This is a genomic window from Ancylobacter defluvii, from assembly GCF_018390605.1.
GTDB lineage: Bacteria > Pseudomonadota > Alphaproteobacteria > Rhizobiales > Xanthobacteraceae > Ancylobacter > Ancylobacter defluvii.
Genome location: NZ_JAHBGD010000019.1, coordinates 221815 through 234946 on the forward strand (window position 1 = coordinate 221815; position 13132 = coordinate 234946).

The following is a 13132-nucleotide window of genomic DNA, read 5'->3' on the forward strand; positions in this document are numbered from 1 at the left end:
GCTCCCATCGGTGCATCGCCGGGAGGAATGCTGCGTTTGACTTTTATTGTACGACAATAATACGTTATGATGTGAAGGGCACGATCGCGGCGTGCCGGGCATGACGAGGAGGATGAGCCATGGCGTTTATCGACCTGAACGGGGAACGTCTCGGCTATGACCGCGCCGGAACCGGCGAGAAGCTGCTGCTCATCCATAGCCTCGGCACCGCCGCCTGGCTGTGGCGCGCGCAGACCCGCCGCTGGTCGGCGCATTTCGACGTCATCGCCGTAGATGTGCGCGGCCACGGGCGTTCCAGCCGCAACGGCGGCTTCACGGTCCGCAACGTCGCCGCGGATCTTGCCGCGCTGCTCGACGCCTTTGGCGGCGAGCCGGCCCGTGTGGTGGCGATCTCCATGGGCGGCCCGATCGCCGCGCATCTGGTCGATATCGCCCCTCGGCTGGTGTCCCGCCTCGTCATAGCCGGCAGCTTCGCCACCCAGGGCGAAGCCGGCGCGACCCGCGCGGCGGCCATCGAGAAGACCATCCGCGAGGGATCGATGGAGGCCTATGCCCGCTTCTATGCCAGCGACACGCTGGCAGAGGACGGCGACCCCGCCCATGTCGACGAACTCGTCGACAGCATTGCCGGCATGTCCGCCGACGCCTATGTCGAGGCGGCGCGCTCGGTGTTCACCGCCGATGTGGTCGAGCTCTACAAGGCGGTGAAGGTGCCGACCCGCGTGGTGGTCGGCTCGCGCGACAACCGCACGCCGCCCAAGCTGTCGCAGGAAATTGCCGCGCTCGTCCCCGGCGCCGATTATGTGGAGATCGAGGGCGCCCGCCACCTCTCCAATCTCGACCGGCCGGACGGCTTTCATGCCGCCGTCGACCCGTTCCTGCTGGCCCGCTGACCGGGCCCGCCGCGAATGAGCCTCCCTCCGACGGGCACTCCGCTTGGCATCGGCCCGATCGGCCAGGAAAGTGCGCCGCTGCGCCGCAAGCTGGTGGCGACGCTGCGCCGGCTGATCGAGACCGGCCGGCTCCCCGCCGGCCAGCGGCTGATCGAGAAGGACCTCTGTTCCGAGCTTGCCGTCAGTCGCACGGTTCTGCGCGAGGCGCTGCGCGAGCTGGAGGTTGACGGATTGCTCGTCGCCGGCGCGCGCGGCCTGTCGGTCGCGGTGCTCAGCCGCACGGAAGCGGAGAACATCTATGCCGTGCGCGCCTCCCTCGAAGCGCTGGTCGCCCGCCAGTTCTGCGCACGCGCCGATGCCGCCGCCGTAGCGGCGCTGGATGCGACACTCGATGCGCTTCACCGCGCCTATGAGGCCGACGCGCTCGGCACCATGCTGGACGCCAAGCTCGATTTCTACCGCACACTCTGCGCCGGCGCCGCCAACCCAGTAGCGCGCGACCTCCTCGACCGGTTGAACGCCCGGATCAGCCTGCTGCGCGCCCGGTCGCTGGCGGACCCCGCCCGCAAGCACGCCTCGCTCGCCGAGATCGAGGCCCTCGTGGATGCGCTGCGCCGAGGTGACGGTGTCGGCGCTGCCGCGCTGGCCGAACGGCATGTCGCCGAGGCGGCACGCGCCGCCCTCACCATCCCGCCTTCTGACCCGCTCAACGCCCCGGAGACGCATCAATGACCGACGACCTTTTCGAAAAGGGACTTCAGATCCGCCGCGCCGTGGTGGGCGCCGCCTATGTCGACAAGTCGCTCGCCGAGGCCGACGATTTCACCCGGCCGCTGCAGGAGCTGGTGACCAAATATTGCTGGGGCGAGGTGTGGGGCCGCGAGGGCCTCGCCCGCCGCGACCGTTCGCTGCTCAATCTCGGCATGATCGCAGCGCTGAACCGTCCCCACGAACTCAAGCTCCATGTGCGCGGCGCCCTCAATAACGGGCTGACCCGCGACGAAATCCGGGAGGTGTTCCTCCAGGTGGCGATCTATTGCGGCGTGCCGGCCTCGCTCGACAGCTTCCGCGTCGCCCGCGAGGTGTTCGCCGAGGAAGACGCCAAGGCGGCGGCAAAGACCTGAGCGGCCGCGATCCGGCGGCGGGGCATCCGCCGCCGGAAACCGCTCAGTTCTGGTCTTCCGGGATCACCTTGCCGTCGAGGGTCATCGGCTCGCCGTCGAGCGAGAGCGAATGGCCGCGCAGCGGGATGTCCATGTGGCAGGGCGTGTCGCGGGTGCCGCCTGCCTCGGTGTTCGGGCCGCTCGACCAAAGGAAATTGCCGTAGAACGAGCGCGCGTCCATGGAGAGCCCGGCCTCGCGGTCATAGAGGCCGAGCGTCGTCCAATGGGCCTTTTTGTGCAGCCCCCAGCCGACATGCGCCATCGCATAGGCGTCGGGGTCGTTGAAGCTGTCCATGTAGCTGCGCAGGTATTCCGCCTCGAAGCCGCCCTCGATCTTGCGGATCCAGCCGCCCTCGATGGAAATGTGGATCGGCTCGCGGGCATAGCGCTTGAACGGCAGCAGTATGTCGCCGGTGTCGATGACGATCACCCCCTCGCAGGAGCCCTCGTCCGGCCAGGTGGCGACGAAGCAGCTCGGCCAGTGATCCCAGCCGCCCGGCTTGTCGACGAAGCCCTGCTGCTTCAGCACCGGATATTGCCCGATGGCGCAGCGGAAATCGGTGCCGGCCTTCGAGGTGACGGTGAGCGTCTTGGCCTTCGCCAGCCGGTTGGCGGCATTGGTCGCCCGGCGCGCATCGTCCAGCGTCGGCTTCATCCGCAGCATCACCTCCGGCGGCTCGCAGGCCAGCAGCATGCGGGCGCCGGTCTTCAGGATCTCCTCCTGCTCGGGCGAGAACAGCAGCATCATGGTGTCGATGACGAGGTCCGAATGCTTCATCGCCTCCAGAGCCGGGCGATTGCCCTTCAGCGCCGTGTGGCCGACATAGCCCGACTTGTCGCGCGACAGCGCCACATCGCCATTGAGTGGCGGCAGCTGGAGGATCGTCAGCACGCCGCCGAGCTGGCCGACCGCGGTGCGAGCGGTGGAGACGAGCTGCGGATTGCTGTCGTCGCTGACGAGCAGCGACACCTGCTCGCCGGGCGTGAGCTTGGAAAGCGTCAGCACGTCCTTCCAGGCTTCGATAAGCGCCAGGTCACTGATTGCCATGATTGCCTTCCCTTGTCGGGGATCCTGCAGAGTTTCGATGTCAGCACCGGCTCAGGCCAGCGAGCGATAGCCACGGTCGAAATGGATCAGCGGCGGCGCTGCCGGGCCGAGCCGCACCGCCCGCACGGTTCCGAAGAAAACCGTGTAGGCGTCGACGCTTTCGGCGAGCGTGCAGTCGATGCTGACCACCGCATCGCGAAGCGCCGGACGGCCCACGGCGTGGTTGAAGGCATCTGTAAGCTCGGGATCGGCAGCATACGACAAGGCCGGTGCCATGGCGCCCTGCCAATGGCCTTGTGCGGCATGGGTGGTCATGACCGCAGCGCCTTCAGCGCGTCCTCGACAAAGGCAGCGGCAGCGAGGGTCCGCGCATCGTCGCCGATGCGGCCGACCACCTGCACGCCGACCGGCAGACCGCCCGGCCCGACACCTGCCGGCACCGACAGCGCCGGGACATGCAGCAATGTCCACACCTTGTTGAACACCGGGTCGCCAGTGGCACCGAGCCCGGCCGGTGCCTCGCCCGGCGCGGCGGGGGTGATCAGCACGTCGCAGCCGTCGAGCAGTTCCTCGACGATGGCATCCCGGTGCTTCAGCACGGCGAGCGCGGCGTCGTATTGGTCGCGCGTCGCCTTCGCCAGCGTCTCGATGAAGCCGAGGGTGATCGGCGAGATGCGCTCGCCCAGCCCCCGGCGCTCATAGGCCAGCGTATGCGGCGTCTCCCAGCCCATCACCGCATCGAACAACGCGAAAAAACCCTCGAAGCTGTCCGGCACCGGCAGTTCGCGTACCGTGCCGCCGGCCGCCTCGATGGCCGTGGCGGTACGGTCCAGCGCGGCGCGGGTCGCCGGCTCGGACGAAGCCCAGCGGGAGGTGCGGAACAGCCCCACCCGGAGCGGACCGTTGATCGTGCCTTCCGCCACCGCCGGCCTTTCCGCTAGCGCCGCGGTGACGAAGGTGGCGTCGCGCACGTCACGGGTTATGACGCCGAGATGGTCGAGGCTGTCGGACAGCGGCTTGATGCCGGCGCGGTTGAGGGTGCCGAAGCTCGGCTTGTAGCCGACCACGCCGCAATAGCTCGCCGGCCGCAGGATCGAGCCGGCGGTCTGGGTGCCGAAGGCGACATGCACCATGCCGGCCGCCACGGCGGCGCAGGAGCCACTGGAGGATCCTCCCGGCGTATGGTCGGGGTTGTGCGGATTGCGGGTCTTGCCCGGGCTCGACATGGCGAACTCGGTCGATACGGTCTTGCCGAGCACCACGCCACCGAGCTGGCGGGTCAGCGCCACGATGGGCGCGTCCCAGGCCGGCTGGTATCCCTCGTAGACCGCCGAGCCGTAGCCGGTCGGCATGTCAGCGGTGTCGATCACGTCCTTGACGCCGAAGGTGACGCCGGCAAGCGGACCCGCCGGGCTGGCGAGCGCCTCGGCCAGCGCGCGGTCGCGGTCGAAATACGCGAAAGCCTGGACCGCCGGCTCGACGGCGGCGATGCGCTCGGCGAAGGCGGCGGCGACCGCTTCCGCCGCAAGGGCATTGCCGGCGACCCGTGCGGCCGTCTCGCGCGCCGACAATTCGGTCAGGGAAGAAGGCATCGTCTCGCTCATCATTGACCTCAGCGGCTGACCACGGACGGACGCCGGCCGAACCACGGCCGCGCCCGCTCCAGCTGACCGGCAAGCCGGAACAGCAATCCGTCCTTGCCGAACCCCGCGCCGAAATGCGCGCCGATCGGCAGGCCTGCGGGAGAACCGCCGCCGGACGACATGCCGAGCGGCACGCTCATGGCCGGGCAGCCGGAAGCGTTGAAGGCGCAGGTGAAGGGCGCATGCGTCCAGAATGCATCGTAGAAAGCGTCGAGGCTCTTGCCCGCCCCGGCGAGCTTGCCGAGCGGCGGCGGCAACTCGGCGGCGGTCGGCGAGAGCAGCACGTCGTAGCTCTGGAAGAAGCGGCCGAGCGAGCGGGCGGTCTGGTGCAGCATGTTCACCGCGCCGAGATAGGCAGCCGCCGGCAGGGTCCGCGCCTCGCGCACCCATTCGGCATTGACGGGCTCGATATGGCCGAGCGGATCGGCGAGGCCGAGCGCCCGGCCGCGCATTTCCACCGCCGGCGTGATGTTGACGCCGACGACGATGCGCCAGGCCGCCTTGAGCGCATGGGCGTCATAGCCCGCTTCGCAGATCTCGACGTGATGGCCGAGTTCCGCGCAGAGACGCGCCGCCTCCTCCGCCACCCGGCGGCATTCAGGATCGACCGGGGTGCCGAGCGGCGAATCCGGCGCGAAGCCGATGCGCAGCGGCGGCGGATCGCGTTCGACCTGCGAGAGATAGCTCTCGGCACCGACCGGCGACAGATAGGGGTCGCCAATATCCGGCCCGCCGCTGGCATCGAGCAGCGTGGCGTTGTCGCGCACGCTCCAGCTGGCGGCATGCGGGGTCGACATGCCGGCGATCGCCTCCACCACCACCGGACCGAGCGGATTGACCATGCGGCTCGGCTTGAAGCCGAACAGGCCGCAATGCGAGGCCGGCACGCGGGTCGAGCCGGCGCCATCGGAGGTGTTCGCCATCGGCACATAGCCGGCGGCGATGGCGGAGGTGGAGCCGCCCGAGGAGCCTCCGGGGCTCAGCTCCGGATTCCACGGGTTGCGCGTGGGACCGAAGGCGTCCGGCTCGGTAGTGAAGCTGAGCGCGAATTCCGGGGTGTTCGTCTTGGCGATGATGACGAGGCCGGCCGCCTTGTAGCGCGCCACCAGCGTCGAATCGCGGTTCGACACCGCGTCCTTGAACAGGTTCGAGCCGGTGGACAGGATCGTCCCCTCCATCTCGAAGCCGGTGTTCTTCAACAGGAACGGCACGCCGGTGAAGGGGCCTTTCGGCAATCCTTCCGCGACCGCCTGCCGCCCGCGCTCCTCGAAGCGATGCACCAGGGCATGCAGTCCCGGCTCATGCGCCGCGATGCGCGAGAGCGCGGCATCGAGCAGTTCGTCCGCCGTCACCTCGCCGGCCCGCACCAATGCCGCAAGCCCGGTCGCGTCATAAGCCTCGTAATCGGCAAAGCCGGCGTGGCACGGCGTATCGGAGGCGGTGGTCATGCCGGCACCTTGTCGATCTGCCGCTGGAAGGCGGCCGGGTCCCAATAGTCGCGGGTGCCGAGGAGAAGGCCGTCGGCGATCTCAAAGACATGCGCGCCCTTGAGCTCGATGGAAAGCCCGCGGGTCGGCCGGCCCTTGATGTCGACGCCAAGCCGGCCGGTCAGCGTGTAGACGACGGCCACAGTCGAGCCGGCGTCGATCCGCTCGCGCACTTGCCAATGCGCTTCAGGGATGAAGCCGAAGAAGCGGTCGAGGCCCAGCTTCAGCGCCTCGCGTCCCTCGCGGCGGGATCGATTATGCGCTTCCTCATGCCAGCCATCCTCGGCGTAGAGCGCCGCGGCGGCCCCTGCGTCATGGCGATTATACGCGGCATAGAAAGCCTCGACCGGATCGGCCGGACTGCGGAGCGAAGGGTCGGCTGGGTGCTGGGCCATACCGGGCCTCCGGTCATACGTCACACGCGGAAGAAGTGCCGGACCGCCCCGGCGGGCGGTCCAGAAGGCCGTTCACAAAGGCTCAGGGCATGCCGGCGAGGGTCTTCACCTGCTCGATGAAGCGCTCGCGCTTTACTTCATTGTAGAGACGCTCGCGCAGGCGCGGTGCCGGGCTGGCATTGACGTTCTCGAACAAGGCGACCCGGCCCGCGAGGGAGGACGACGTCATGTCCCAGATGAAGTTCATCAGCAGTTCCTTCACCTCGGCGCTGACGCCCTTGCCCGGTAGCAGATCGTGCAGGTGATGGCCGATCTCCGGATTGTCGAAGGCGGCCTTGCCGAAGCGCATGACGAGACCCTGGCCGCACAGCTCCTGAAGAATGTGGATGATGCGCGGATAGTGCTCGATGGAATAGAGACGACCGGCGGTCAGCATGCCGGCATCCGGCGCCATCACGTCGCCCTCGGTGGGCTTGGCCATCGCCTCGGCGGCGGTGACGAAGGCGCGCAGCGTCTGGGCGTACTGGATGATCTCGCCCAGCATGCCCTGCACGGCCGGGATGTTGGAGGTGCCGAGCACGTCCAGCACCAGTTGCCCGGCGCCGACGAACAGCTCCGCCTTCACCGCGAGCCGGGTCAGCACGTGCCAGTGGGCGAATACGCAGACCGGTCCATAATAGGACATCGCGGTCGGGTCGCCGAGATTGAAGATGCGGTCGGTCGGCACGAAAACATTGTCGAAGATGATCAGCTGGTCGGCTTCCTCGCCGAGGCGGGCCACCGGGTGGTCGAAGGGATCGGCGCCGGGATGCGACACCATCTCACGCGAGATCAGCTTGATGCCTTCGGCATTGATCGGCACCGAGGCCCAGATGCAGGCTTCCGCCGGGGTCTCGCGGATGCCGCCCAGATTGGTGAAGAAGATCTCGTTGGCCTGCGCCGAGATCGAGCCCACCGTCTTGGCGCCGGAGACGCGGATGCCACCCTTCTCGACGCTCTTCACCTTGAGCAGCGAGGCTTCCGCGCCCTTCGGCGACGAGCGGTCGTTCTGCGGGCCGGTGAGGCTCTCCGAGGCGGTGAGGTTGTTGTCGCGACCATAGGCGACATAGGCCTCGATGTTCTCGGCGAAATCGGGCGAACACCCCTCGATCAGCGACTTCTTGGCCTTGAAGGTCGGCAGATAGGCGAGCAGGCCGACGGCGATGGCCGGGGCAAGATCCGGCGGGCGGCCGAAGGTGCCGGCGGTCTTCAGGCTGGTGTACTCGATCATCTTGCGACGATCGGCGAGATCTTCCTTGGTGCGCGGCACCTGCCAGGAGCGGCTGGCCACCGTGCCGCTCTCGTCGACATAGGTGGTGGCCTCAGCGAATTCCGGCTTGAACTGGTCGTCGAACATCGAGGCGATGAGATCGACACCAGCCGACAGCGCCGGGTCGTCGAACACCTTGGCAATGCGCTTGCCGCCGACCCACAGCGCGCGGCCGTCGTCGAGCGAGGCCTTGAACTCCTCACCGGTCTTGAGCTTGTGGCCCGCCGGAAGCTCTCCCTGGAGTGCCTGCTTCGCCGTCTGCGCGTTCATCGTCCGCTCTCCTCTGAAGAACCCGCTTCCCGGACGCATTCTTCAGCATCCTGGCCGCGCCTATTGGCGAGGCGGCATGCCACGGACAAACCGCTTGCATGGGCTCCACTGCCGGGCTCGGGCTGACCTGATCCAACCATTGAATGACAGAAATGGTCAAGCCCCTTCGAAGCAGCACTTCACTGCATAAAATTTGATCATTTATATCAAGTATGAAACAATATTACACATTACGAGCATGCAAACGATGAAAATTGTGAATTTCCATCCTTGGGCAATGCCAATATTCTGCCTAGAAAATAATCGCCATAAAACAATCCACCCATTTCAACCAATTCAAGCCGACCATATCCGGCACCGATTCGCTTGACCAAAATCCTTGGTTCTGGCTTTTTGGTTGAGTTGAATGGACATTTCGGCGCGGCGCGCCATCGCGGGAGAAGTCGGCATGCCGAGCCCCGGACCAGGAGCACAACCCGACCGGTCAGTCGCTCCCGCGCCGACGGCAGTCCAGCGGCTGGGCCACCCCTGTCGACAGGCAGATGAGGTCAAGGGCCGGCTCGGCGGATCCGGCGCGACGGACGAGGCCGATCTCGCTGCGTGTCGAGACGTCGGCCCCGGCATAGCCGCACCACAGGCGCTGGACCGGCATGCGCTCCTGCTTGTCGTTGAGCAGGAACACCTCGCCGGTCGCGGATTTCGACCACAGCCCAGCCTCGACCCGGCCGCCCGGCTCCGCCACGCCGATTTCGGCCGAATACCAATGCGCGATGGCGGCGGAGCAGGAAATGGAACGGTCAGTACGGTTCGCGACCTGAAACGGCACCGCAACCAACCCCTCCACGCCCCGCTCGACGACCATCGCCTCCTCCGCGAACACCGGCACCGCGGAGAAAGCAACTAAAAACCAATAAGAAATAAAATTCTTACCCATTTCTACAAAACCTCGACCTTCAGCTTTGTTCTGATAGTATAAATTGTCCGATCATGGAACATAAATTTCCATACGGACTACAAAGAGGACCTTCCATGAGAAAAAATATTCTCCAGAGCATGGCCCTTGCCCTGCTTCTTGGCACGACTTCCATGGCGCAGGCGGCGGAGATCAAGTCGATCGCCATCCTGACCCCGGAACCCGGCACCGATTATGGCTGGAACCAGCAGGGCATCGACGCCGCCAAGGCGGCCGGCAAGGCGGCCGGCGTCGAGGTGCTGGTCGCCGACAATCTCGGCTATGGCGACGTGCGCCCGACGCTGCGCGAGATGGCGCAGGACGGCGCCGGCCTGATCATCGCCCATGCCAGCGGCTACAACACCGCCGCGCCCGAGATCGGCGCCGAGATGAAGGTGCCGGTCGCCATCGTCGACCTGCCGGACGCCAAGAAGGCCGGCGCGGTGGCCGATTACACCGCGAGCGGCCATGAGGGCGCCTATCTCGCCGGCCGCCTCGCCGCCAAGATGAGCAAGACCGGCACGCTCGGCATCGTGGTCTCGGGCGAGCCGCCGTCGTGGAATTCGCAGTCCGCCGCGTTCGCGGAAGGCGCGAAAGCCGAGAAGCCCGGGATCAATGTGCGCTATGCGGTGATCGGCCCGGCGGCCTATTCCGACGCCGCCGGCGGCAAGCGCGTCACCGAGGCGCTGATCGCCGCCGGTGCCGACATCATCTTCGGCCAGGGCAACGGCTCCAGCTTCGGCATGCTGCAGGCGGTGGAAACCAACAAGGCCACCAATGGCGGCAAGGTCTATTTCATCGACGTGATCGGCGACAAGACCGCCATCGACAAGGGCAACCTGCTCTCCTCGGTGGTGTGGAACCTGGAGCCGGTCTATGCCGCGATGATCGCCGACATCAAGGCCGACAAATACGGCACCCGCAACTACGACATCAACCTCAAGGACGGCTCGGTGGAGCTGCTCAAGAGCAAGCATGTCCCCGACGATGTCTGGGCGCAGATCGAGGCGCTGAAGAAGGATATCATCGCCGGCAAGATCAAGGTGACGGCGAAGTACGACGCCGACAGCGTGCACAAGCTGGTCACCCAGCTGCCGCAGTGACGCGGAACCGCCGCGAGAGTGCCGGCCTGATCGGGTCGGCACTCTCCGGTGGAACGTCCTCTCGCGCACCCCTCCTTTCGGGAGACGGGTCTTGATGCCGCCCCTCTCTCGCCGGCGAATCCGGCCGTCGCCGCATTCGCCCGTCGGCACGGCCGGGATCGGATGACGCCGATTTTGGTGGGAGAGGTCGGGATGAGGGGAAACCGGAACGGACCATGACCCAGATTCACACATCGTCCCCGCCGCAGGCCGAGCCACGGCCGATCGTCTCGCTCGATCACGTCACCAAGCGCTTTCCCGGCGTGGTGGCGAACGAACGCGTGTCCTTCGACCTCTGGCCCGGCGAAGTGCATGTGCTGCTCGGCGAGAACGGCGCCGGCAAGTCGACGCTGGTCGGCATGCTCTCCGGCCTGCAACTGCCCGATGAAGGCGGCGTGCTGATCGACGGGCGGGAAGTGCGCATCGCCTCGCCGGCGCGCGCGCTGGAGCTCGGCATCGGCACGGTGTTCCAGCATTCGATGCTGGTTCCCTCGCTCAGCGTCGTCGACAACATGGCGCTCGGCGGCAAGTGGTGGTCGCGGCCGGACCGCGACGGTGTCGCCCGCAGGATGGCGGCGGTCTGCGCCGATATCGGCGTCACCATCGATCCGCATGCCAAGGTCGGCTCGCTCTCGCTTGGCGAACAGCAGCAGGTGGAGATCGTGCGGGCACTGATGCGCGGCAGCCGGGTACTGATCCTCGACGAGGCCACCGCCATGCTGACGCCCAAGGGGGCAGAAGACCTCGGCGCGCTGATGGGCCGGCTGACCAAGCTCGGCATCGCCGTGGTTTTCATCACACACAAGCTCAACGAGGCGCTCGCCTTCGGCCACCGCATCACGGTGCTGCGCCTCGGCCGCAAGGTCGGCGAGATCGCGCCGGAGCGGCTCGCCGCGCTCGGCCCCGCCGCTGCGACCGCCGAAATCGTGCGCCTGATGTTCGGCGCCGGCGTCGCCACGGACGAGACGGCGCCTGCCCCGCGGCGCGGGCGGCGCGCGGGCGCTCCCTTGCTGGAGATCGAGGCGCTGGCCGTCGACGATCCGTCGGTGCCGGTCGCCGGCATCAACCTCTCGGTCTCCCCGGGCGAGATCGTCGGCCTCGCCGGCATCGACGGCAACGGCCAGAAGCAGTTCGCCGAAGCGCTGGCCGGCCAGAGGCGCCTCGCCGCCGGCCACATCCGCCTCGGCGGCGAGGCGATCGAACGCCTCGATGTCGGCGGGCGCCGGCAGCGCGGCCTGCGCTATGTCACCGACGACCGGCTCGGCGAGGGCACGGTCGGCAGCTTTCCCATCTCGCTCAACCTATTGCTCAAGCAGGTCGGCGAGGCACCGTTCTGGCGCCACGGCCTCGAGCAATCCGACGCCATCGCCACGCATGCAAGGCGGCTGGTCAGTGAATTCGACGTGCGCACGCCCGGCATCGAGACCGCCATCGGCAAGCTCTCCGGCGGCAACATCCAGAAGGCACTGCTGGCGCGCGAACTCTCCGGCGCGGCACGGGCGGTGATCTTCGCCAAACCGACCTATGGCCTCGACGTGCAGAACATCCGCGCCACCCGCCAGCGCATCCGCGAGGCCGCCGAGCAGGGCCTGGCGGTGATCCTGATCTCCACCGATCTCGAAGAGGTGCTCGAGCTGTCCGACCGCGTCGCGGTCATGTCGCGCGGGCACATCGTCGGCGTGGTCGACAACGATGCCGATGCCCGCAGCCGGGTCGGCGAACTGATGAGCGGCGTGACGGCATGAGCGAAACCACCCAGATCGGCAGCGATGCCCTCCTCGCCCGGCGCAGCGGCGCCCGGCGCGAGCGCGTCCGCCTCGTCGCCATGGCGCTCGGCCCGGTGTTCGGCGCCATCGTGATGTCCGGCCTCGTGCTGCTCGCGCTCGGCGTCGATCCCATCGCCTATTACGGTTACGTGGTCGATCGCGGGCTGATCAATCCCTATGGCCTGCAGGCGACGCTCACCCGCATGGGGCCGCTGCTGCTGATCGCCGCCGGGCTGATCGTCGCCTTCCGGGCCGGCATCTGGAATCTCGGCGGCGACGGCCAGTTCCTGCTCAGCGCGGTGGTCGTCGCTGCGCTCGGCCCGCTGATGGTGCCGTATTTCCCCGTCTGGATGGTGCTGCTCATCGGGCTTCTGGTCGGGGCGATGGTCGGGGCGGTGTGGTCGCTGCTGCCGGCGCTGCTGAAGGCCTATCAGGGCGTCAACGAGATCATCACCACGCTGATGATGACCTTTCTCGGCGTGTCCTTCGCCAATGTGCTGGTGAAGCTGTTCTTCCGCGATCCGGCAACCACCGTGCCGCAGACGCGCACCCTCGTCGTCGCCGACCGGCTGCCCCGCCTGTTCGACACCACGGTATCGAGCGGATTGCTCATCGGCCTCGTCGCCATCATGGCGGTGCATCTGCTGATGACCCGCACCGCCTTCGGACTGAAGCTGCGCATCGTCGGCGCCAATCCGCGCGCGGCCATCCATGCCGGCCTCAACGTGCCGCTGCTCACCATGGCGACCTTCGCCATCTCGGCGGCGCTGGCCGGGCTGGCGGGAGCGGTCGAGATCATGGGCGTGCAGGGCAATGTGCGCGCCGACTGGAACCCCGCCTACAGCCTCACCGTGGTGCCGCTGGTGTTCCTGGCCCGGTTCAACGGCTTCGCCTCCATCGCCTTCGTGTTCCTGTTCTCGGTGCTCTCCATCGGCGGCGAGAGCGCGGCCCGGCGCACCGGCGTGCCGAATTTCTTCACGCTGGTGGTGGTGGCGATCCTGCTGATCATGCTGGGCATCACCGAATATCTCGACCAGCGCCGCCGCGCGGCCGGCAAGTAAGGA

The 13132-nt window shown here is 67.4% G+C and carries 13 protein-coding genes; 6 read left to right on the forward strand and 7 right to left on the reverse strand.

What is annotated here, in order from left to right:
• Positions 1 to 119 precede the first annotated feature (119 nt).
• From KHC24_RS15105 to pcaC, 3 genes are read left to right on the forward strand one after another with little or no spacing between them, the layout of a single operon-like run.
• Positions 120 to 893 carry an alpha/beta fold hydrolase gene (locus tag KHC24_RS15105; protein WP_213364137.1) on the forward strand — a complete coding sequence of 258 codons (774 nt, stop codon included), beginning with the start codon at positions 120 to 122 and terminating at the stop codon, positions 891 to 893.
• Positions 894 to 908: 15 nt separating this feature from the next.
• Positions 909 to 1625, forward strand: a complete 717-nt coding sequence (locus KHC24_RS15110; RefSeq protein WP_213364138.1) for a GntR family transcriptional regulator — start codon at positions 909 to 911, stop codon at positions 1623 to 1625.
• Positions 1622 to 2017, forward strand: coding sequence for a 4-carboxymuconolactone decarboxylase (pcaC, locus tag KHC24_RS15115; protein WP_213364139.1), 396 nt, complete (start codon positions 1622 to 1624; stop codon positions 2015 to 2017). Before KHC24_RS15110 ends, pcaC begins: the two co-directional genes overlap by 4 nt.
• A gap of 43 nt (positions 2018 to 2060) precedes the next feature.
• On the opposite strand, the gene KHC24_RS15120 is transcribed toward pcaC, so the two are convergent.
• The 7 genes from KHC24_RS15120 to KHC24_RS15150 form a co-directional block, all read right to left on the reverse strand.
• The gene (locus KHC24_RS15120) at positions 2061 to 3104 is read right to left on the reverse strand and encodes a 2,5-dihydroxypyridine 5,6-dioxygenase NicX family protein (protein WP_213364140.1); all 1044 of its coding nucleotides are present in this window, start codon (positions 3102 to 3104) and stop codon (positions 2061 to 2063) included.
• Positions 3105 to 3155: 51 nt separating this feature from the next.
• On the reverse strand, positions 3156 to 3419 hold the full coding sequence (locus tag KHC24_RS15125) for a flavin reductase family protein (protein ID WP_213364141.1): 264 nt from the start codon (positions 3417 to 3419) through the stop codon (positions 3156 to 3158).
• On the reverse strand, positions 3416 to 4696 hold the full coding sequence (locus KHC24_RS15130) for an amidase (RefSeq protein WP_213364142.1): 1281 nt from the start codon (positions 4694 to 4696) through the stop codon (positions 3416 to 3418). The genes KHC24_RS15125 and KHC24_RS15130 overlap by 4 nt, the downstream gene beginning before the upstream one ends.
• Before the next feature lie 20 nt (positions 4697 to 4716).
• Positions 4717 to 6195 (reverse strand): amidase, encoded by a 1479-nt coding sequence (locus KHC24_RS15135; RefSeq protein ID WP_213364143.1) that lies wholly within the window; start codon positions 6193 to 6195, stop codon positions 4717 to 4719.
• Positions 6192 to 6629 carry a nuclear transport factor 2 family protein gene (locus tag KHC24_RS15140; RefSeq protein WP_213364144.1) on the reverse strand — a complete coding sequence of 146 codons (438 nt, stop codon included), beginning with the start codon at positions 6627 to 6629 and terminating at the stop codon, positions 6192 to 6194. The genes KHC24_RS15135 and KHC24_RS15140 overlap by 4 nt, the downstream gene beginning before the upstream one ends.
• Positions 6630 to 6711: 82 nt before the next feature.
• A complete protein-coding gene (locus KHC24_RS15145; protein WP_213364145.1) occupies positions 6712 to 8208 on the reverse strand; it encodes a 4-hydroxyphenylacetate 3-hydroxylase N-terminal domain-containing protein in 1497 nt (498 codons plus the stop codon).
• A gap of 484 nt (positions 8209 to 8692) precedes the next feature.
• Complete coding sequence (locus tag KHC24_RS15150; protein ID WP_213364146.1) at positions 8693 to 9070, reverse strand: hypothetical protein; 378 nt, start codon at positions 9068 to 9070, stop codon at positions 8693 to 8695.
• 167 nt (positions 9071 to 9237) lie between these two features.
• Here KHC24_RS15150 and KHC24_RS15155 point away from each other — a divergent pair, with 167 nt between their 5' ends.
• From KHC24_RS15155 to KHC24_RS15165, 3 genes are all read left to right on the forward strand, one after another.
• Complete coding sequence (locus tag KHC24_RS15155; protein ID WP_213364147.1) at positions 9238 to 10263, forward strand: putative B6 ABC transporter substrate-binding protein; 1026 nt, start codon at positions 9238 to 9240, stop codon at positions 10261 to 10263.
• A gap of 215 nt (positions 10264 to 10478) precedes the next feature.
• Entirely contained in the window at positions 10479 to 12047 is a 1569-nt protein-coding gene (locus KHC24_RS15160) for a putative B6 ABC transporter ATP-binding protein (protein WP_213364148.1), read from the forward strand.
• The gene (locus KHC24_RS15165) at positions 12044 to 13129 is read left to right on the forward strand and encodes a putative B6 ABC transporter permease subunit 2 (RefSeq protein ID WP_213364149.1); all 1086 of its coding nucleotides are present in this window, start codon (positions 12044 to 12046) and stop codon (positions 13127 to 13129) included. Before KHC24_RS15160 ends, KHC24_RS15165 begins: the two co-directional genes overlap by 4 nt.
• The last annotated feature ends 3 nt before the right edge of the window (positions 13130 to 13132 follow it).